The following is a 20,349-nucleotide window of genomic DNA, read 5'->3' on the forward strand; positions in this document are numbered from 1 at the left end:
TATTAGGTCATATAAAATTCGTTAATTATGGCGCAACTTCATGTCCAACATTTTGGTTTTCCTGTCACCAAATTTTTCCACTGCAGTTGGCGCCATGAAAGTGGTTATTTTTCTATTTCTCGAGGGAACTTTTCTGTTGCTAATTGTGTTAAGACCACTTGCGGTTTTTTAACCTTACTTAAGAAAATCATGGCAGCAATAATATAAGGTTTATAACTAGCTTCTTTATAAAGTTCTGTCCGATATCGTTCAAAAACTGTTGCTTCAACTTCGCCTTCTTCACAACTGACCCCTGTGATATCAGCTGGCAGACAATGCATATAGAGAGCTTTTCCCTCTTTTGTTGTCTTCATTAAGTCTTCTGTGCACTCCCAGTCTTTGTGATCCTGATTTTGTTTTAGAAGCTCTTTTTCCAAGCTATCGATTCCAGCCTGATCACCATTGCCGTATAATTCTGTTCGTTTTTCCATGGCTGCAAATGGTGCCCAACTCTTTGGATAGACAATGTCAGCATCTTCAAAAGCCTCTGCCATTGAATTAGTTTTAGTGAAGCATCCGCCTGATTCCGCTGCATTTTTACGCGCTACTTCTTCAACCTCAGGCATGACTTCATACCCTTCCGGATGGGCTAAAACCACATCCATTCCTAGTCGAGTCATTAGACCAATAATTCCTTGGGGAACAGACAATGGTTTTCCATACGAAGGTGAATAGGCCCAAGTCATAGCAATTTTTTTACCTTTCAAGTTTTCCAAACCACCAAATTCGTGAATTAGATGCATGGCATCTGCCATAGCTTGAGTCGGGTGATCAATGTCACACTGTAAGTTGACTAAAGTTGGTCGTTGTTCTAAAACCCCTTCTTTCTGCCCATCTTGCACCGCTTCTGACACTTCACGCATGTAAGTATTTCCCTTACCGATATACATGTCATCGCGAATCCCGATCACGTCTGCCATAAAGGAAATCATGTTAGCAGTTTCACGAACGGTTTCACCATGAGAAATCTGACTCTTACCTTCATCCAAGTCCTGAATCTCCAATCCTAATAGGTTACAAGCAGCGGCAAAACTAAAACGGGTCCGAGTTGAATTATCCCGGAATAAGGAAATGCCTAAGCCACTATCAAAAATTTTCGTGGAAACATTATTTTCACGAAGATGACGCAGGGTATCTGCTATCGTGAAAACCGCTTCTAATTCGTCTGGGCTTTTTTCCCAAGTTAATAAAAAATCATCGTTGTACATCCTGTCAAAATCCAGTGAGTTCAATTTATCAATATATGGTCTTAAATCTGTCATTTGTTAAGCTCCTAAAAGTTATTTTTTCGGTTTCTTACATGTCACTCATGTTGATTGCTGTCCTTAGGTTTTTAATCCCCTTAATTAGCCCTGAGATAGATACTAGGCAAGGCCGCGTAAACAGCTGCGCACCGGACTAGGTCTTCTTTCCATGTCCGTTCATTCGGAGCATGAGCCTGTGACTCTGCTCCTGGTCCAAAACCAATACATGGAATGCCATTCCGCCCCATAATGGAAACGCCATTCGTTGAGAATGTCCATTTATCAAGTAGCGGTCGAACTTTACGCATTTCAACGGTAGTCTTAGATCCCATTCGTTCTTTTCCATATAAACCATGGTGAACTTCCATCAGGGCTTTCGACACCGCATGCTCTTCTGGTATGACCCACGTAGGGAAATAACATTCGATTGGATAAACACAACTAGTATAAGAAGGACGATCGTATTGATATAAGGACACAACGACATCTTCTCCATACTTCTTAACTGCTGGTAATTGACGAATCTCCTCCAAGCAGCTTTCCCAAGTTTCTCCGGCAGTCATACGGCGGTCCAAGGAAACACGACAACCATCTGCCACTGCACAACGACTAGGAGAAGTATGGAAAATCTGTGAAGCCGTAACCGTCCCGCGACCAAGGAAACAAGCTTCCTGCCATTCCGGGTTATATGCTTCTTCCAGCATACGGGCTAGCCCACGAATTTCAGTACTTTCTTTCCAATCATTATTGTTAAGAGCACGAACATCTTGTAAAATATCCGCCATCTTATAAATGGCGTTATCCCCACGTTCTGGGGCTGACCCATGACAAGAAACACCTTTCACGTCAACACAGATCTCCATACGACCCCTTTGCCCCCGATAGATACCACCATCCGTCGGTTCAGTGGACACAACAAATTCTGGTCGAATACCGTCTTCTTTAATGATATACTCCCAACATAAGCCATCACAATCTTCCTCTTGAACGGTCACCGTCACAAGAGTTGTGTACTCATCACTTAACAAACCAAGATCCTTCATGATTTTGGCACCATAAATGGCTGAAACAATCCCGCCTTCTTGATCGGACGTGCCGCGACCACCGATTTCTTCATCGGTCTCATATCCTTCATAAGGATCGAATTCCCAGTTTTTAGTTTCACCGATTCCCACGGTGTCAATATGGCCATCAAAGGCAATTATCTTTTTGCCTGTTCCCATATAACCTAACAAATTCCCTTGTGGATCCACTTCAATCTTATCAAATCCAAGCTTCTCCATCTCTACTTGGGCACGGGCCATTTTATTACCTTCTTCTGCGCTTTCACCTGGAATCTTGACCAAGTCACGTAAAAATTGAGTCATATCCTTTTCATAGTTAACTGCTGCTTCATTGATTGCCTTAAAATCCATTCTGCTACCTCCACATAATTTTTTTATAGTTGTCAGGATCCGTATCGCCTTCAGTTGAAAACATCAATACTTTAGACTGCTGATCAAGTTTTAACGCTGCCTTTAACGTTTGATACTGAGGATCTTCCATGGCCGTTGAAATAACGCCCATAGCTACTGCTCCAGATTCACCAGAGATCACTTGAGGGTCTCCTTTAATCGGAGCACCTAAGATCCGCATCCCTTTTTCAGATACCCAATCAGGACAAGAAACAAATACCGATGTGTGATTTGCTAAAATATCAAAAGAAATGGTATTTGGCTCACCGCAGGCTAATCCCGCCATAATGGTCTGTAAATCCCCTTCAACAAAACACATCTCGCCATCTTTAGCCATAGCTGACTGATACAAACAATCTGCGGCCTCTGCCTCAACCACTACCATGATTGGTGGATTTTCCTGGTATAAATTAGCAAAGTATCCAACCACTGCTCCTGCTAAGCTCCCCACGCCAGCTTGGACAAAGACATGGGTTGGCCGCTCACACTCAGCAGCGACTAATTCCTTGGAAGCTTCAAGGGCCATGGTGCCATAGCCTTGCATAATCCAAATTGGAATTTTTTCATACCCATCCCAAGCCGTATCTTGTACCATTACACCATTTGCCGTAGATTCTGCCATTTCATTGGCCATTCGCACACATTCGTCGTAGTTGACTTCTTCAATGGTTACTTGTGCCCCTTCTTTTTGAATATTCGCTAAACGAGTTTGAGTCGTGCCTTTAGGCATTAAGACAACTGCTTTCTGCCTAAGCTTATTAGCTGCCCAAGCAACTCCACGACCGTGATTCCCGTCCGTTGCCGTAAAGAATGTCGCTTGGCCAAATTCGTTTCTCAGTGCTTCCGATGTTAAAACATCATAGTTCAGCTCAGAAATGTCCTTTCCTATTTTTTCTGCAATGTAATTGGCCATGGCAAATGAACCACCTAAAACCTTAAAAGCATTTAGCCCAAAGCGATAGGATTCATCTTTAACAAAAACGGAATCCACCCCTAAATGTGTGGCTAAATGATCTAATTTTGCTAAAGGAGTCTCACTGTATTGAGGAAAGCTTTGATGAAATTCTAAAGCCTTTTCAATATTGTCTGTTGCCATTAAAGACAGATGCTGATCTGCTGTTTTAGACATTTGATTATCAATCCACTTAATTTTATCCAACTGGTATCCCTCCATCTTTTATTTGTTCTCATCAGTGTGTGCTAATGCTGTTTATCTTTCCATTAACAAGTCCAATCACTTGATCCTCTCGAAATAAAACGACCTTTTTTTGACTGGATAACCTGGCCATCCTCTGCAACTAACTGGCCACGCAAATATACTTGGTGAGGCTTTCCAACTGTCTGAAAGCCTTCAAAGGGAGTGTAATCCACTGCCTGTTCTAGGGTTTTAACAGAAATGACACCTTCCCCTTGGGGATTCCAGACAACGACATCTGCATGACTCCCCACTTGCAAGATACCTTTTTGAGGGAACATTCCGTATTGACGGGCAATTTTTTCTGACAACAAATCCACCATTTTCTCCAGACTAATCCGGCCAGTTGCGACCCCATAGGAATAAATCAACGTTGGTCGCGTCTCAACCCCGGGCAAGCCATTAGGAATCTGACTAAAGTCAGTCATTCCCAACTCCTTTTGTCCCTTAAAATTAAAACTACAGTGATCGGTGGAGATTGTATCCACTTGGTCAGTGATAATGTTTTGCCATAGGTATTCCTGATCGCTTTTTTTCCGCAAAGGAGGTGAGCACACGTATTTTGCTCCTTCAAAACCTGGGCTATCATACAAGCTGTCGTCCAATACTAAATAATGAGGACAGGTTTCCACAAAAACCTTTTGCCCTCTCCCTCTGGCTCGTATAACAGCTTCCAAAGACCGTTGAGCACTCAAATGAACAATGTTAACAGGTAAGTCTGCCTGCTCTGCCATCATCAAATAACGTTCTACTGCTTCGGCTTCAACGGCAGGTGGCCGAGATAATGGATGATAGTGAGGGCTTAAATGTCCTTCAGCTCGCGTTTTTTTGATTAATTCATTGACCATATCACCATTCTCACAGTGAATTCCCAGCATGCCACGACGCTTGCGAATTGCTAACATTGCCTCGAAGATATCAGCATCTGATGCTCGTAAATTATCGTAGGCCATGTACATCTTAAAGGAAGTAATCCCCTCTTCGATCATGCTATCCATTTCAGCTTCAACCTCAGTATTCCACTCAATTAAGGTCATGTGATAACTGTAGTCACAAGAGGTTTTATCTTGAGCTAGTCGATTCCATTCTGCCAAACAGTCCTTAAGAGTGCCACCTGGCTCAGGTGTCGCAAAATCAATAATGGATGTAGTTCCACCGACAATCGCACCTCGACTGCTGGTTGTAAAATTATCGGCTGTACCTGTGACGCCGTTATTTAATTCAAAGTGGGTATGAGCATCAATAAATCCTGGCAATATATAATGACCTCTAACATCAACCACCTGATCATCACACTCGGGCCTCAACTCAAAACCAATTTCCTGAATCAGTTCGTCGGCCATCCGCAAATCCAGCTGACGCCGACCACTAGCTGAAACAATCGTGCCACCTTTTAATATAATCGCCATTATCTAACCTCCTATTCCCGTTAAGCTGCCTTTGCTAAACAGATAATGCAAAGGTATAGTCCGCCAAAATCGTTTCGATTAAGGACACAATTTCGTGTGGTAAATCCAACTCTTGGCGTAAATCAATATCCTTGACGGTCCCCATCAAACGGACACGCAATTTCTGAGGATTACCTAAGAGAACAAAACCTGAATTGCTGCTGCCTTCAAAATCTGCTACCGTATTATAGACAGTGAATTTGTCTTTATAAGGTGCGCTGTTATAAGGACAGAACGTTGCACAGTTACCACATTCATTACACATCCGATCGATGTGAATAATTTGCGATGTACCTTTGACCATGACCCTCATATTGGCGCGATTCGGACAGACGTCCACACAAGCCTCACAAACTGTCGAACAGTCCAAACAGTTCCCTTGATTTAGATCGCAATTCGGCACTAAGTTCCCTCGTTTTTCTCGAACGGCTTCTGGATCAGGGTTAATATTATCTGGGACGTAATGAGAATTATGGACCTGACAAATCTGATTGGTAACTGTGGTTGCATCCGCAATCGCTTCAACAATCGTGGCCGGCCCCCGATAAGCATCGCCAATCACGTAAACATTTTCCAAATTAGTCTTTAGACTTGCGGGATCAGCTTCAACATATCCCCATTGATTTGTCTCAATGCCAATACTCTCATAAAAGTCACTATCCACTTTTTCACCCACAGCCGCAATTACCGTATCTGCCATGACGGAAGTGAACTCACCAGTCCCCATAGGTTTACGACGACCAGACGCATCTCGATCACCTAAACTCATTTTTTCACAAATCAATCGGCGGTTGTCCACTGTAATCGGGGCTAGTAACTCGCAAAAGGCCACCCCATCTTCCAATGCCAAATAGAGTTCTTCTTCATCAGCAGGCATATTGCGTTTGTCGCGACGGTAAACCACCGATACTTTTTCCACCTCAGGTAACCGAGTCGCTGCTCGAGCACAATCCATGGCAGTATTACCACCGCCAATCACCACAATCTCTTTACCATATGGATTAACCGATGGATTTTTACGATTTTCTTTTAAAAATTCCAAGGCATTTAAACTTGATCCTGACTCCAATGACAGGACACCTGACTTCCACGCCCCAATCGCATAAATAATCTGCTCATATCCTTGAGCACGCAAATCGGCTAAATCAGGTGCCACCTGACCGGTTTTAAATTCGGCACCCATAAATCGAGCTAATTGGACGTCACGTTCTACAGATTTCATTGAAATTCGAAACTCAGGTACGATTTGGCTGCAAACACCGCCAATCGTCTCCCCTTTTTCAAAAACAGTCACCGGCATCCCTTCACGAGCCAATAGGAAGCCTGCGGAAATCCCTGCCGGTCCACCGCCAATAACCGCCGTTTTGGTCACCCCTTTTTTAATGATTGGTTTGGTTAAAGAAGCTAAGTATTGATCGTAAGCCTGTTCTGCGGCTTCGAGCTTAGCCTGGCGGATATTAACCGCACCTTCATAAAACTGACGGCTACACTTTGTCATACAAGGATGGGCACAAATTGTACCTGTAATAAATGGCAAAGGATTTTTATCAACAATGACTTGTAAGGCTTCAAAATACTTTCTTTCACTTACTAATCGCAAGTAGGCCGGAATATCTTGTGAAATCGGGCAGCCCCCTTGACAAGGAGCTGTATAACAATCAATTAACGGAACTTTCTCTTTCAATTTAGGATTGGACGCTAATTTGATTGACTTTCGATAACGGGGATGGGTTTTAGCGGTTGCCACGACTTTCTCTAATTTACCTAGATCAACATGAACCTCGTTAGGATAAGTACAGTCTGACAACAGATTGGCCACTTGTTGTATCCGCTGATAACCGCCTGGTTTTAGTAAGGTGGTCGCCATTGTAATCGGCCAGATTCCTGCTTCAAAAATGGCTTGGCTATTAAAAATATCCGCTCCCCCTGAATAAGAAATTTGCAAAGTACCATTAAAAGCCTCAGATAACTGTTGTGCCACAGAAATACTCAATGGGAATAAAGAACGCCCAGACATATACATCTCTTCACCAGGCAGCTCCTCTTTAGCAATCTTTACTGGAAAAGTATTGGTTATTTTCACGCCAAAATTCAAGCTATGCTGATCTGCAAGCTGTTGCAGACGTTCAATCATTGGGACAGCTTCATCAAACTGCAAATCTTCTACAAAGTGATGCTCATCAAAAACCATATAATCAAAACCTAACTCATCCAGAGTTTTTCGAGCATAGTCATACCCAAGTAGTGTCGGATTGCATTTGATAAAGGTATTTAAGCCCTTATTTAATAAATAGGTAGCAATTCGCTCAATTTCGTCTGGTGGACAGCCATGTAAAGTTGACAAGGTGATCGAGCGACATACTTTTGGACTGATACTATCAATAAACGCCTGATCAATTACTTTAAAATGATCCAGATAAGCATACGCTGCTTGGCGGCATTCTTGCCAAATAGCCGTCTCACTGGCATCTTGCATTTCATTAATGTAATGATCGATTTTTTTCGATTGAATCCCAGCTAAATCATAACCAACACTCATATTAAAGATAAAGCCATCCTTTGCCCCTAACCCCAGCTCTTGACTGAGAATATTTAAGACGAACCAACCTTTGACATACTCGTCTAAGGCTTGAGGCACACGTAATTCTGTAGACCACTCTACATTGTAGCCCTCATCAGCCGCTTCAATGCAAGGCTTTGAAACAGGTAAATCTTCTCCATCTAACTCTTGAACCGTCTTAACTTCAAAAAAGCGAGAACCGGTTAAATATGATGCAATAATATTTTGTGCTAGCTGAGTGTGTGGCCCAGCTGCCGGACCACACGGGTTTTCCATTTTTTCTCCAAAAAGAGGAATCGTTTTTTGAGGGTCCCCTCGATAAAATTTACGAATACCAAAGATTGTTCCTTCTTGTTTGTACTCTGTCACTATCCAATTCAATAAACCGTCAATTGAGATCGGATGCATAATATCACTCATTGTCTTCACCTCTTGATTTTTGATAGTAAGCTATTGCTAATAGTTAATTCGTTGCCATAAATCAGCTGCCTGTTTTTGTCCATCTGCCCAAATCTTCGCCTCATCAATCCCTACTAATTCACGGTTACGCATGCGGATGTCACCATTAATAACCGTATCCGTCACGCATCGACCTGTCATACCAAATAAAATATGAGAATTGATATTGTCAGCTGTCAAAGGTGTCGGTGCTTCATAATCCAGGACAATCACATCTGCTGCTGCGCCTGGGGTTAAGATGCCCAAAGGTTTTTCAAAATAGCGGTTTGCCATCTTAGGATTATTGTGAAAGAGCATTTCTGGCGCCTCACGCCATGCTGCATTAGGATCACCTAAATGATGCTTATGAATGATGTTCGCCACTTTATAGGTCTCTGTCATATCCTGAGTATACCCATCAGTACCTAGTCCCATCATGATTTGATAATCATTGAACATATGCATAGCTGGTGGACAGCCAACCGCATTTCCCATATTGGACTCTGGATTAGTCACAACCATTGTATTGGTTTCCTTAATTAGTTCCATCTCACGAGGGCCAATAAAAATACAATGTCCGGCCATAGTTTTCTCCCCTAAAATCCCAAAGTCAAACAATCGATTAACAACTGGCTTGCCATATTTTTCCAAGGAATCATGAACATCAGCCATCCCTTCAGCAATGTGAATATGATAGCCAACATCAGATGGAGTGTTAATGACACATTGTTCCAACGAGCTATCGGATAAAGTAAAGGAGGCGTGTAGTCCCATCATTGCTTTCTGCATGTCATCGTTCCGCTGACGCGTAGCAGCGATAAAATCTGCATTTTAGTTAACGGCCGCTCTCATTTGTTCCTGACCATGACGATCCGATACCTCATAACACAAGCAAGTTCGAACACCTAATTCATCAGCTGCTTTAGACAATTGACTCAGGCTGCCTATCACCTCACCGTAACTAGCATGGTGATCAAAGACCGTCGTGACACCATTTTTAATACAATCAACATAGGCTGTTTTAGCGCTGTGATAACTATCTACTAGATTTAAGGTTCCATCAATGCGCCACCATTGATCGCGTAAAATATCCATAAAATTTTGAGGGTGATAGCCCTTGATACTCAAACCACGGGCAAACGTACTGTAAATATGATTGTGCATATTAATAAAACCAGGCATAATCACTTTTCCCTTAACATCGATAAACTCGTCATCAGGGTACTTTTCTCTCAATTTCTCAGTGCTTCCGACTTCTTCTATTCGGTCCTCAACAATGGCCACACAGCCATTTTCAAGATAGGGTTGAGCCTCATCTCGTGTTACTACTCTTCCATTCCCAATCAGTCGCATTTTTCATCCTCCTATTAATATATTTCCATCAATCGAAATCGCTTACAGTTTATTGTTAAATAGATCACATAACTTAACTTTTACAGTCTCTTTTTATGATAAGGCTTACATCTCAATCTAAAAAAATATCTCTTTTCTATAGAGATTGCTTTTCTTCTCACAATGATTATATCACTTGACCTAAAAAAAAACAAGGGAACCTAAAAAATATTTTTTAGCATCTATTTCTATTATTCTTGTGTAATTGAAAGGTTCGTGATATTATGGCAACGGAGAGGCTACAAGCCATATCTTAGTTAGGGGCCGTAATAGTGAAAGGGGTAAAATGATGCTTTCTGATGATAAAATAACGTTCTTAACCCAAATTGCCAAGGCGTTAGCTGGTCAATTTGGCTCAAACTGCGAGATAGTATTACATCAAATTAGTGGTGAAAATGTGGAAAATACAATTGTTTCGATTGAAAATGGTCATGTTTCATCACGAAAAATTGGCGATGGTCCTTCACAAGTTGTTTTAGAGGCAATCAAAAAAGATCCCGTCGAGTTAGAGGATCACGTGAATTATTTAACTCGAACTCATGATGGAAAAATTTTAAAATCCAGCACTATCTACTTTAAAAATGATGATGGAACCTTGGATTGTATCTTTGCGATCAACTATGATATTACGTCATTAATCGCAGCTGAAACAACCATCGCATCTTTCATTTCAATCAAAGATACAACGGAGGAAGCTGAGCCAGGTTATATTCCGCAAAATATCAACGAACTCTTAACAGACTTGATTGATGAATCTGTCAAGCTTGTTGGCAAACCAGTCGCTCTGATGACCAAAGAAGACAAGATTCGTTGTGTCCAATTCTTAAATGATAAAGGCGCTTTTCTAGTCACAAAGTCTGGAGATAAAATTGCCAATTTTTTCAATATATCCAAGTATACCCTCTATAATTATATCGATGCGAAATAAAGGGTGAACCTATCTGAATTCCGTTCAAAAAGAGGCGATTGCAACATTCATAAGAATAGTGCAATCGCCTCTTTTGTTTGCCATAAATTACTGCGATAGCCATTAAAATTTCCCCATGGATTGGCTATTTTCCGACAATTTTTGTTGAGCTTCAGCAACCCATAGGCCTTTCAGCGAGTTATCCAAATCACTTAACAATCGCTCCGTACTTTTCTGGGTATTCCCAGCAATGACACTTGAACTATTTTTAGTCCGTTGTTTGATCGTTTCTGTTTGTATTAAGGCAGAACTAGCGACTATTGAGCGAATAATCCTTTGTTCTACCTCCTTTTTTGTCTCGGCTAATTGCTCTACTAACATGATGCCTCATTTCCGATACCCCAGATTTCTTCTTCGTATCTCAATTGATTTTTTTGATGATCTTGTTTGATCACTTCCATTCTATAATCTAATTTCTGTTGCTCCTTTTGACAAATTGAAACCACCTCTTCTTTCGCCACTTCAATCAGATGGAATACCTGATGCAAATCGTTAGTGTCTTCAAAATAATCTCTAAGGTAGACATTTGCCCTCTCCCCCAACTCATCTAAGGAATGGATGAACTGAGATTTATGTTGAAACAACTCCTCTTCATTCTCTGAAATGAGCCGCCTCTCTTGCAGATAAGCTTCTTCTTCCAAGCTATATCTTTGTTCAACCTTTTTTAGTGCCTGATTCATCGTCTTAACTCCTTGCCTAATTCTTGATCAAAGTCCTCAAACCCCTTAATAATACTCTTTATATGAACGATAAGTCCCTCATATTTAGATTGAATCTGTATCGCTTTGGCAATCATCATTTCAAAATAGAGAATGGGAATATCAACCATACTTGTTTGGGTCGCACCACCTTCTGCTAAAGCTGTTAGCACCTCAGCCTCAGTTAAGTTTGTAGCGACTAAATGAGACAGATGTTTAGTCCTTTGCCAATGCTCTTCAACTTCAAGAATGGCCCCTTGATATTGCTTTATAATTTCAGAAAAACCAATTTCGACTAGGTTAGTGGCACCTTCAAGTACAATTAAAGCTTCGTGGCTATTTAAAAAAATTTCCTGAGGTGAAGTTAACCCCACGCCTCTTCCTTGCAACTTTGCAGCAGCTATTGACAACTGCTCTAAACGATCGACAATTCGTAACTCAGTTTGAACCAGCTTCACTTCTAAATGGGTTTCAGTGGGCACAATAATATTACCTTCTTTATCGAATTGATATCCCCCCCACATATGCTGAGCTGAGCCAACATTCTTGGAATCAATCCGAATCACAATCCCAACGGCCTTGTCAGTCCCATAGCCAATCGCGATTAAATCATGCTCATCAATATAATTATAAATCCGTTTCCTAAGGCGATCCGCATTTATTTGCTGTCTCTCATTTAAAAAAGCATACACATTCTGACCTTCGTACAAGTAGGCCGAGCGTATTCGCTCCGGATAAAGGCTATCTGAAACGGCATATTGACCGTTCATTGATCCGTGAGAATGACCATAGATGTCAAATTTAGCATGACTATAGCGCTCCATTGCTTGCTTTAACGTTTCAGAAGCTGATTCCAGTTGGGACAATGTACCGTTTTTATTTTCACTTTGTTGTTTATCCAGTGACTGCTGATTGTTAAACCAGTCCGTCGTCCAATCAGTTCCTCCAAAAGGCTCCGTAGACCCACGATATAAAACAATGACTTCCGTTATTCTGTCAAGATCCTTATGATTCATAGACAGTTTCTCTGTCGTAAGGATATACGTGTGTTCGCCGGTTTTATCATTGTGAATCACTTCTGCCACATAACCTATTTTAATTTTATCATTATCAATCGTTACAATACTTCCAACTTCATGCTCAGCATATTGTTGTTTCGCTATTTCCACTCGCTGTTTATCTGACAAATCAGTCATTTTATACATCACCCTCCATTATCACTGATCAATTCATCAAGTCTAGAGGAGTAACCACCACCGCCACCTGAAAGTTCGCCGGTTAAATCGTTCATTTCCAACGTATTTTTAACATAAAGCTCCGACTTACCATTGATGTAAATAGTTACCATAACCCCTCCCATAGGGTTATGCCTTATGCCGTCATAATCAATTTCATATGTCTGTATTATACCATTTTCTTTAAAGGCTTTCGAATCAATATTTTGTAAACTTTCTTTCAATATTACTTGAGCTTTTTCACTCTTAACAATTTTTTCTAGTTCCAATTTTAAATGCTGTTTCTCCATGGCATTCTTCACTTCCCATTATTATGACAGTTAAAATTAATACTACTTATATCACTGGCGATTCTATTAACGCCTTTAAGTTTCTCGAAATATTATTAAGAATCAACTTCTAAGAATCATTTGTTAATTCACTAAAATTGTTTTTACAATTAAACTACATATAATAATTTGCGTTGATATTTTTGTCACATTTATTTTCACCAATGATTTTTTATTTTTGGAGCGATCCGCTAAAAATGAGAATATTACCAAAATCAACATTTAATCGGTAGGTAAATAAGCGACTTCTCTTTTGTATAGAAAGAACGTTTTTTTTACTAGTCTTCTTTTATTGTTAACAGTTTGAAATCAACCAAGTTGTATTCCAATCATCTAAAGTATAACAAAAAATCAAAAAAACTGTAGTTTAAAAGAATAAATATGTGATTTAGCATATTAGAAATTAATCTTTTATTACAAATAATTTTAGATAAAAAAAACGAACCCATTTAAGGATTCGCTTTAATGAATTAGATTACATTCTTACTGCAAAATCTGGTGCGAAGTAAGCTGATGAACCATAAGTTACATTTTGACCAGGCGCTGGTGCGTGGATGTAATTCCCGCCACCAGTTGAGATTGCAACGTGGTAAGTTCCACCTCTGCTACCCCAGAACAATAGATCTCCTGCTACTGCCTGAGACACTGAAATTTGTGTTCCAGCACTTTCTTGAGGAACAGTCCAACCACCAATTTCGCGACCTGCTGCTACACGGTAAACATAAGAGGTAAAACCAGAACAGTCAAATGTATCTGGGCCTTTAGCTCCCCACACATAAGGTTTTCCAATGTGTTTAGCTGCCTCTGCTAAAATAGCTGCTCCTGTACCGCTTGACGCTGGTGGCGCTACTGGAGTTGGTGTTGGCGCTGGTACAGACGGTTCTGGTGTTGGAGTCGGCGTTGGTACAGACGGCTCTGGTGTTGGAGTCGGTGTTGGTAAAGATGGCTCCGGTGTTGGTGTTACTGGAGCAGTTCCTTCGCCAGCTCCCTCTTCCGTACTCGGTGTTTCTTGTACCGGTGTTACTGGTGTTTCTTGTACTTCAGTATTTGTTGTTGGTTGTACAGCTGCTTGTTGCTCAGCCAATTTTGCGGCTGCCGCTTGTTCTTCAGCAAGTTTTGCTAGGCGAGCTTGTTCAGCGCGTGCTGCTTCAGCTGCTGCTTTTTCTTGTAGGAAACCAGCTTTTTTGTCTTCTTCAGTTGTGCGTGCTGCAGCAATTTCACTGACTAAGGCTTGTTGTTGGTACTCTTGATCAATTAATTGACCTTTTTGGCCTTCTAATTCCGCAGCTGTTTCATTCAGTTCTTTAACTTTTGATTCAGTCTCAACTTTTTTTGTTTCAACTGCATTTTTATCTTTTTCTTGTTGTTTCATTAAATCATTACTAGCATTCACAAGTTTCGTTGCATTCATGACGCGAGTCACTGCTGACGAAATAGAATCAGCTGATAGGATGGCATCAATATAATTGTTTGCTTTGCTATCAACTTGGACTGAACGTGCTTGCTCTTTAATAGAAGCGTCACGCTTTTTAATCTTAACGTTTAAGTTCTCAATTTCAGTACCTAGTTTAGTAATCGATTCATTTAATTTAGCTTGCTGTGCTTGTAGCTCAGCTGCTTGTGCTTTAATACCTTCTATATTTGCTCTAACAGTTTCCAATTGTACAGACGCTGCTGCTTCTTGGCCGTTTAACTCACTAATTTTATTTTCAGATTGTTGAATTTTGGTATCGAACTCATCTGCCAATGCGGCTGCCGGCAAAGCGACTGATCCTAACAAAATTGTGCTTACCATTAATGCTGATATGATGCTTTTTTTCACTGGTCATTCCCCCGACTCTAATTTTTAATAGTTTTAGTTCTTCTCTAAGTCACTGAATGAATTGTATCATACTAACATGTCAAAGAGATAATAAGCATATTACAAAAACAATTCATCCTTGTCTTAGTTTTTATTCCCTCGTCGAAAGAGTGACATAACAGCTTCCAACCTATTTTAACGAAAGATAGCTTACCTGTAATATTGTAACATATATCAATTCATCTGCCCACTTTGACACAATCTTTATTACAAAAAGGAATCGATTTTCTGCTTATGATGACTGATAACTGCCGCCTTTTATCTCTAACTCAGCCTATCTGCCATCATCCCTTGTAAAAATCCCCAGACACCATTTTCAATTATCAATTCTTCTCGATCGAACTGAGATAAGGTTCTTCTAACAGAGGATTCCTTTCCGCTAATGGTCTTGCTTGCCCAATGAGGATCTATTAATATCGCTCTTCCAACAGCCACAAGGTCTGCATTGGCTAAAACAGCTTCAGCATCCTCTTTTGTCCGCACATCACCAACTCCTATTAAGGGTAAACGACCTTTAATTACCTGATGGACATAATGAAGCATGGAGTGGTCCTTATATGACTCACTGACAGAAAGTCGCTTAAAATCATTCAGTGAAATATGCAAATAGTCAAGTGGTTTGGCCGCTAACTGCTCGACTAAATACAAAGTATCTTCAAAGCGAATTCCTGGTGTTTCATACTCTTCAGGTGAAAAACGATAACCTACGATAAAATTAGTTAAACCAGACTGGTCTACAACTTCTGTAACCCCATCAACTAACTCGTTAATAAAATTAAACCGTTTCTCCAAGGTACCACCCCATTCATCTTCTCTTCTATTAGAATGAGGTGAAAAAAATTGTTGAATTAGATAAGTATTAGCCCCATGTAATTCTACGCCATCAAAACCTGCTTTTATTGCTCGTTTAGTGGCTTCTTTGAATGACGCAATCAATTCTTGAATTTCCTCTTCCAGTAAAGCTCGGGGGATTTCTGCTCCGGGACGTTCAGCAGGAATCCCACTGGCTGAGACAGGTGCTTCTCCTCGCAAGACTTTTGAATCAGTCATTCGTCCACCATGAAATAATTGTAAAATGGCTTTTGTTCCATTTTTCTTAATGCTAGCAGAAAGCTTGCTGAGCCCCGGAATAAACAAATCATCGTAAACGCCTAATTCACCTTCCCAACCTTTGCCACCAGGATGAACATTTGCTGCCGCCGTAATTACGGCCCCTACTTCTCCAGAGCGCAAAGCATAATAGGCCAACTCATCTTTCGTTACAACTCCATCATAAAAGCTCATTTTTGTTGTCATTGGAGCCATTACCAGTCGATTTTTAAGGGTGAGTCCTCTTCTAAATAATAGTTTCTCATTGATTGTCATAATTCTTACTCCTTTTTGTTCATTTGCCACGTATCTTAGTAGTTTAGCATGATTCACAACTACTTACTATTTATAAGTTTTGAACCTAAAAAAAACGAAGTAACTCTACTAATTCGCCTTTCCAAGAATATTAATGATTATCTTAATAGATTGGTAACAAATAACTTTTCTCTCACTATTTATTTGCACGATCCGGATTGACTTCTTGTGGTCCTTTGAAAGTTAAATAGAGTTTAATCAATGTCATTACTAAAATCAACGCACCTAGTACCCCTGCCAACAGTCCGATTTTTTCTTGATGAATGCTCGTAAGGCGTTGATAGATACCGCTATAGGCCCAAACAAAAACTAGTGGGTAAAGTAACTCATTCCAACGCCACAAAAAGCCGCCACTAATCAGGATGCCACAGACAAGGAAAATCACGCTGGTTACTTCCTGTGTTTTTTGAGACACCTCTAATACTGCCACCATATCATAGCTAATATTAGCCAACCAAGCGATAGTTATCCATCCGAGATAGACAGAAATAAAACGATTCAACCATGAAAAACTCATGCCGATTATCTCAGCTTGATAAAATAATCCCAACACAATTAATAATCCAGTCATTAATATTAAGGAAAGATTCAACCATTGATAATGCCAAGCCAATAACCACAGACTGTTTAAAAGACTGCTTAAACAAAAATAAATAACACTTGGTAATTCCGGCACCCTTTTTTTACTAAAAAATGAAAACACCCATACTATAGCTCCTAGATAAATAACACTCCAAATACTAAAGACGTAGCCTGCTGGTGTGAAGAGCACTGTATATAAATCTGATAGGTCTTTAGGCGTCATTCCATTTAACGGAAGCGCTACTGAAGCCACATTCACCCCGACCATCAAAAATAAACTTACTATTAAAAGTAACAGTTTTACCGATTTAGTCATGACATTTATCCCCCCATCATTAGTTCGTTAATACAAGGATAACACTTTTAACTAATTATTTATAACGATAACTCTACCACTATAAAAATAAGTAGTTTTTCTCCCTTTACAAAAAGAACGTATATTCGTATAATTAAAAAAAAGATGAAAGTTGTGATTATGTGGCAGATAGCCTAAAAGATATTTATACCGAAGAATTTTTAACTAATTTCAGTCAGTCCATTATTGAGCAAGAAGTTTCATTTGATTCCGAACGATTTATTAAAGAACTAATGGATCAGGAGTGGCCAAACTTAAGTGTCCGCAGCAGAATGAAAAAGATAGCCCTACTTTTAGGACAACACTTGCCTGGAACTTATGACCAACAACTGCCTATTTTATTGTCACTTCATCAAAAACATCAAGGGTTTGCTTATCTCTTTTTCCCTGACTTTATTAGCATATATGGTTTAGCTCCTAATCACTTTGACTTGTCATTAGACTATCTAAAAGAATTGACAGCTTATTCTTCTTCAGAGTTTGCCATCAGAGAATTTATTACATTGGAGCCTGAAAGGGTTCTTAAGCTCCTTCTGGAATGGAGCACAGACGACAATGAGCATGTCAGACGTTTAGCATCAGAAGGCTGTCGGCCACTACTTCCTTGGGGAGGTCACTTGGACTATTTAATTCCTCGGCCGGATTTAGTACTGCCAATTTTGAATAATCTGAAAGCCGATTCTTCCTTATATGTCAAAAAAAGTGTAGCCAATCATCTCAATGATATTTCCAAATCCCACCCGAAATTAGTGGTGAATACTTGTCGAGGCTGGCTTGGTAAGAGTGACCACACCGACTGGATCATCAAAAAAGCTTGTCGAACTTTGATAAAAAAAGCGGATCCTGATGCCCTAGCCTTATTTGGTTATGAATCGCCTGGATCAACATTTGATGTTAGCTCAGCCTCTATTTCAATGGCAGAGAGTCTGATTGCCATAGGGGAGAAAAGTCAGTTTAGTTATGATATCGCCACGACCATCCATGGACAAAAACCCCTTCGTTTAGAATACGGCATTGACTATGTCAAAGCCAATGGCAAAACAACGATGAAAAAATTTTATCTGGCAGAGTCTGCAACAAAAAATAATTTCCACGGAGAAAAAACCATTGATTTTAAAAATTTAACCACTCGAATTCATTATCCTGGCGAGCACTCTTTAGCCTTGTTTTTGAATGGTCAAATGATTGCTCAAACACATTTTATTCTTGAATAGATAACACAGAGCCTTAAAACATCCGTACTGTGAATTGTGGTGCATTTATTTCTTGGTTGGTTTAAGTTCCCCAATACGTTAAAAGTGCACTTTCCTAGGCCAAAGGAAAGTGCACTTGTTTTAATCAACTTTTAATAAGTCATACTGTGATTGATACAGATGATGATACAAACCACGTTCAGCCATAAGTTGATCGTGATTCCCTGACTCTACAACCTGACCACGGTCGATATAAAAAATGCGGTTGCTGTTTTTAATAGTGGATAGTCGATGAGCGATAATAAAAGAGGTCCGCCCCTTTAATAATTCCTGCAACCCTACTTGAAGTAATTCTTCCGTTTTCGTGTCAATACTTGAGGTTGCCTCATCCAAAATTAATATTTTAGGATCGGCTAGCAAAGCTCGTGCAAATGAGATCAACTGACGCTGACCGGCGGAAAGAGTGCTGCCTCGCTCCTCAACGACTGTCTGATATCCTTCTTTTAATTCGCTAATAAAATCATGAGCTCGCACCACTTTCGCAGCAACAATAATCTCTTCTTCTGTGGCATCTAATTTTCCATATCGAATGTTTTCGATAATTGTACCAGAAAAAACAAAGGTATCTTGTAACATGACGCCCATTTGAGACCGCAGTGATTCCAAGGTAACATCGCGAACGTCAATACTGTCCACTTTAACACTGCCTTCATTCACATCATAAAAACGGCTTAACAAGTTGATCACCGTTGTTTTACCCGCTCCTGTGGGGCCTACAAGGGCGATACTTTCTCCTTGATTAACGGAAAAATTAATACCGTCTAAAATATTACGACCTTCTTCATAACGAAAGACCACGTGATCAAAAACAACTTGACCTTTAATTGGCGGCATTTGAATAGCCCCTGATTTGTCTTTAATATCAGGTTCAACATCCATGGTTTCAAAAATCCGTTCCAAATAAGCCGTAGCAGTAATTAGTGAATTATAGAAATTCCCAATATTAATAACAGGGTTCCAAAAATTATTAATATAACCGATAAATGCGATAAGAGTACCTGTTGTAACATTGACACCAATGCCTTGAATGCCCACGAAATAAATTAAACAAGTGGTAATAACCGAGATGTTTTGAACTCCCGGCCAGAGTAAAAATTGAATTTTAACGGCCTTCATATAGGAAACTCGGTAATCATTGCTAATATCGAGAAAAGTTTGATAACTCTCTTCCTCACGGGCAAAGGATTGTGTGACCTTAATGCCTGAAATACTTTCATGAATATAAGCATTCATATTCGATTGTTTATTACTTAAATCTTGGTAGGCTTTTCGTTGTGCTTTTTTTATTATCAGTACCAAAGCAAACAAAATTGGTAGTAACACTAAACTATAAAGTGTTAATTTAAAATCAATCAACATCATAACGACTAGTGTAATGACTACACTAAAGATATCAGAGATCAAGTTGATTAAGCCATTGCTTAAGAGGTCACTTAAGGTATTGATGTAGTTAACCACTCTGATTAATATTTTTCCATGAGGTCGATTGTCAAAATAAGAAAACGGTAATTTTTGCAGATGCTCAAAGATTGCTGATCGCATGTCTTTAAGAACATCCTGCCCCACTTCCGTAATCGAGTGAATCCGATAACGCATGCTATAACCAATAACGATTAATGAGAGCAGGAAAATGACGCCCATAACGGCCAGCATCTTAAGGTCTTTATTCGGAATAACGTCATCAATCGCCAGTTTGGTAAAATAAGGGCCTAGCATACCTGCCATATTCGCAATTATGATAACCAGTAAGGTTTTCAGTAGTGGCTTTTTGTAAGGCAATATATAGGTGCCCATGCGTTTATAATAACTCCAGTTAAATTCCTGGGATAGTTCTTCATCTTGATCAAAGGTATTTCTAGCCAATAGACTTCCTCCTTTATATTTGATGGTTTGGC

General features: G+C 40.0%; 15 protein-coding genes and 1 pseudogene. 2 read left to right on the forward strand and 14 right to left on the reverse strand.

The genetic code is table 11. The features are described 5' to 3' along the window. Positions 1 to 104: 104 nt before the first annotated feature. The 6 genes and pseudogenes from ygeW to ssnA all read right to left on the reverse strand — a co-directional run bounded on the left by ygeW (position 105) and on the right by ssnA (position 9,731). On the reverse strand, positions 105 to 1,301 hold the full coding sequence (gene ygeW, locus RWN13_RS05095; RefSeq protein ID WP_314061134.1) for a knotted carbamoyltransferase YgeW: 1,197 nt from the start codon (positions 1,299 to 1,301) through the stop codon (positions 105 to 107). Between the two features lie 80 nt (positions 1,302 to 1,381). Further along, the gene (locus RWN13_RS05100; protein WP_314061136.1) at positions 1,382 to 2,698 is read right to left on the reverse strand and encodes a YgeY family selenium metabolism-linked hydrolase; all 1,317 of its coding nucleotides are present in this window, start codon (positions 2,696 to 2,698) and stop codon (positions 1,382 to 1,384) included. A 4-nt stretch (positions 2,699 to 2,702) separates the two neighbouring features. Continuing rightward, complete coding sequence (gene dpaL, locus RWN13_RS05105; protein WP_314061137.1) at positions 2,703 to 3,896, reverse strand: diaminopropionate ammonia-lyase; 1,194 nt, start codon at positions 3,894 to 3,896, stop codon at positions 2,703 to 2,705. 62 nt (positions 3,897 to 3,958) lie between these two features. Beyond that, positions 3,959 to 5,341 (reverse strand): dihydropyrimidinase, encoded by a 1,383-nt coding sequence (hydA, locus tag RWN13_RS05110; protein WP_314061140.1) that lies wholly within the window; start codon positions 5,339 to 5,341, stop codon positions 3,959 to 3,961. A 34-nt stretch (positions 5,342 to 5,375) separates the two neighbouring features. Further along, positions 5,376 to 8,360 carry a putative selenate reductase subunit YgfK gene (gene ygfK / locus RWN13_RS05115; RefSeq protein ID WP_314061142.1) on the reverse strand — a complete coding sequence of 995 codons (2,985 nt, stop codon included), beginning with the start codon at positions 8,358 to 8,360 and terminating at the stop codon, positions 5,376 to 5,378. 36 nt (positions 8,361 to 8,396) lie between these two features. After that, a pseudogene (ssnA, locus tag RWN13_RS05120) lies at positions 8,397 to 9,731 on the reverse strand (putative aminohydrolase SsnA). Between the two features lie 328 nt (positions 9,732 to 10,059). Here ssnA and RWN13_RS05125 point away from each other — a divergent pair. After that, complete coding sequence (locus RWN13_RS05125; protein ID WP_314061567.1) at positions 10,060 to 10,698, forward strand: helix-turn-helix transcriptional regulator; 639 nt, start codon at positions 10,060 to 10,062, stop codon at positions 10,696 to 10,698. Between the two features lie 102 nt (positions 10,699 to 10,800). Here RWN13_RS05125 and RWN13_RS05130 read toward each other — a convergent pair whose 3' ends face one another. The 7 genes from RWN13_RS05130 to RWN13_RS05160 all read right to left on the reverse strand — a co-directional run bounded on the left by RWN13_RS05130 (position 10,801) and on the right by RWN13_RS05160 (position 17,162). Next, positions 10,801 to 11,058, reverse strand: coding sequence for a hypothetical protein (locus tag RWN13_RS05130; RefSeq protein ID WP_314061145.1), 258 nt, complete (start codon positions 11,056 to 11,058; stop codon positions 10,801 to 10,803). After that, positions 11,052 to 11,417, reverse strand: a complete 366-nt coding sequence (locus RWN13_RS05135) for a hypothetical protein (RefSeq protein WP_314061147.1) — start codon at positions 11,415 to 11,417, stop codon at positions 11,052 to 11,054. Before RWN13_RS05135 ends, RWN13_RS05130 begins: the two co-directional genes overlap by 7 nt. Then, positions 11,414 to 12,640 (reverse strand): hypothetical protein, encoded by a 1,227-nt coding sequence (locus RWN13_RS05140; RefSeq protein WP_314061150.1) that lies wholly within the window; start codon positions 12,638 to 12,640, stop codon positions 11,414 to 11,416. The genes RWN13_RS05135 and RWN13_RS05140 overlap by 4 nt, the downstream gene beginning before the upstream one ends. Beyond that, on the reverse strand, positions 12,640 to 12,960 hold the full coding sequence (locus RWN13_RS05145; RefSeq protein WP_314061152.1) for a DUF1310 family protein: 321 nt from the start codon (positions 12,958 to 12,960) through the stop codon (positions 12,640 to 12,642). Before RWN13_RS05145 ends, RWN13_RS05140 begins: the two co-directional genes overlap by 1 nt. 514 nt (positions 12,961 to 13,474) lie before the next feature. After that, positions 13,475 to 14,821 (reverse strand): NlpC/P60 family protein, encoded by a 1,347-nt coding sequence (locus tag RWN13_RS05150; RefSeq protein ID WP_314061153.1) that lies wholly within the window; start codon positions 14,819 to 14,821, stop codon positions 13,475 to 13,477. Between the two features lie 303 nt (positions 14,822 to 15,124). Next, on the reverse strand, positions 15,125 to 16,228 hold the full coding sequence (locus RWN13_RS05155; protein WP_399553638.1) for an NADH-dependent flavin oxidoreductase: 1,104 nt from the start codon (positions 16,226 to 16,228) through the stop codon (positions 15,125 to 15,127). Positions 16,229 to 16,400: 172 nt separating this feature from the next. Further along, a complete protein-coding gene (locus RWN13_RS05160) occupies positions 16,401 to 17,162 on the reverse strand; it encodes a tryptophan-rich sensory protein (protein WP_314061157.1) in 762 nt (253 codons plus the stop codon). A gap of 161 nt (positions 17,163 to 17,323) precedes the next feature. On the opposite strand from RWN13_RS05160, the gene RWN13_RS05165 reads away from it, so the two are divergent. Further along, entirely contained in the window at positions 17,324 to 18,415 is a 1,092-nt protein-coding gene (locus tag RWN13_RS05165) for a DNA alkylation repair protein (RefSeq protein WP_314061159.1), read from the forward strand. 120 nt (positions 18,416 to 18,535) lie between these two features. Here the strand turns inward: RWN13_RS05165 and RWN13_RS05170 are convergent, their stop codons facing one another. Then, positions 18,536 to 20,317 carry an ABC transporter ATP-binding protein gene (locus RWN13_RS05170; RefSeq protein WP_314061160.1) on the reverse strand — a complete coding sequence of 594 codons (1,782 nt, stop codon included), beginning with the start codon at positions 20,315 to 20,317 and terminating at the stop codon, positions 18,536 to 18,538. Between the last annotated feature and the right edge of the window lie 32 nt (positions 20,318 to 20,349).

The organism is uncultured Vagococcus sp. (assembly GCF_963518325.1).
In the GTDB taxonomy this organism is placed as follows: Bacteria; Bacillota; Bacilli; order Lactobacillales; family Vagococcaceae; genus Vagococcus_D.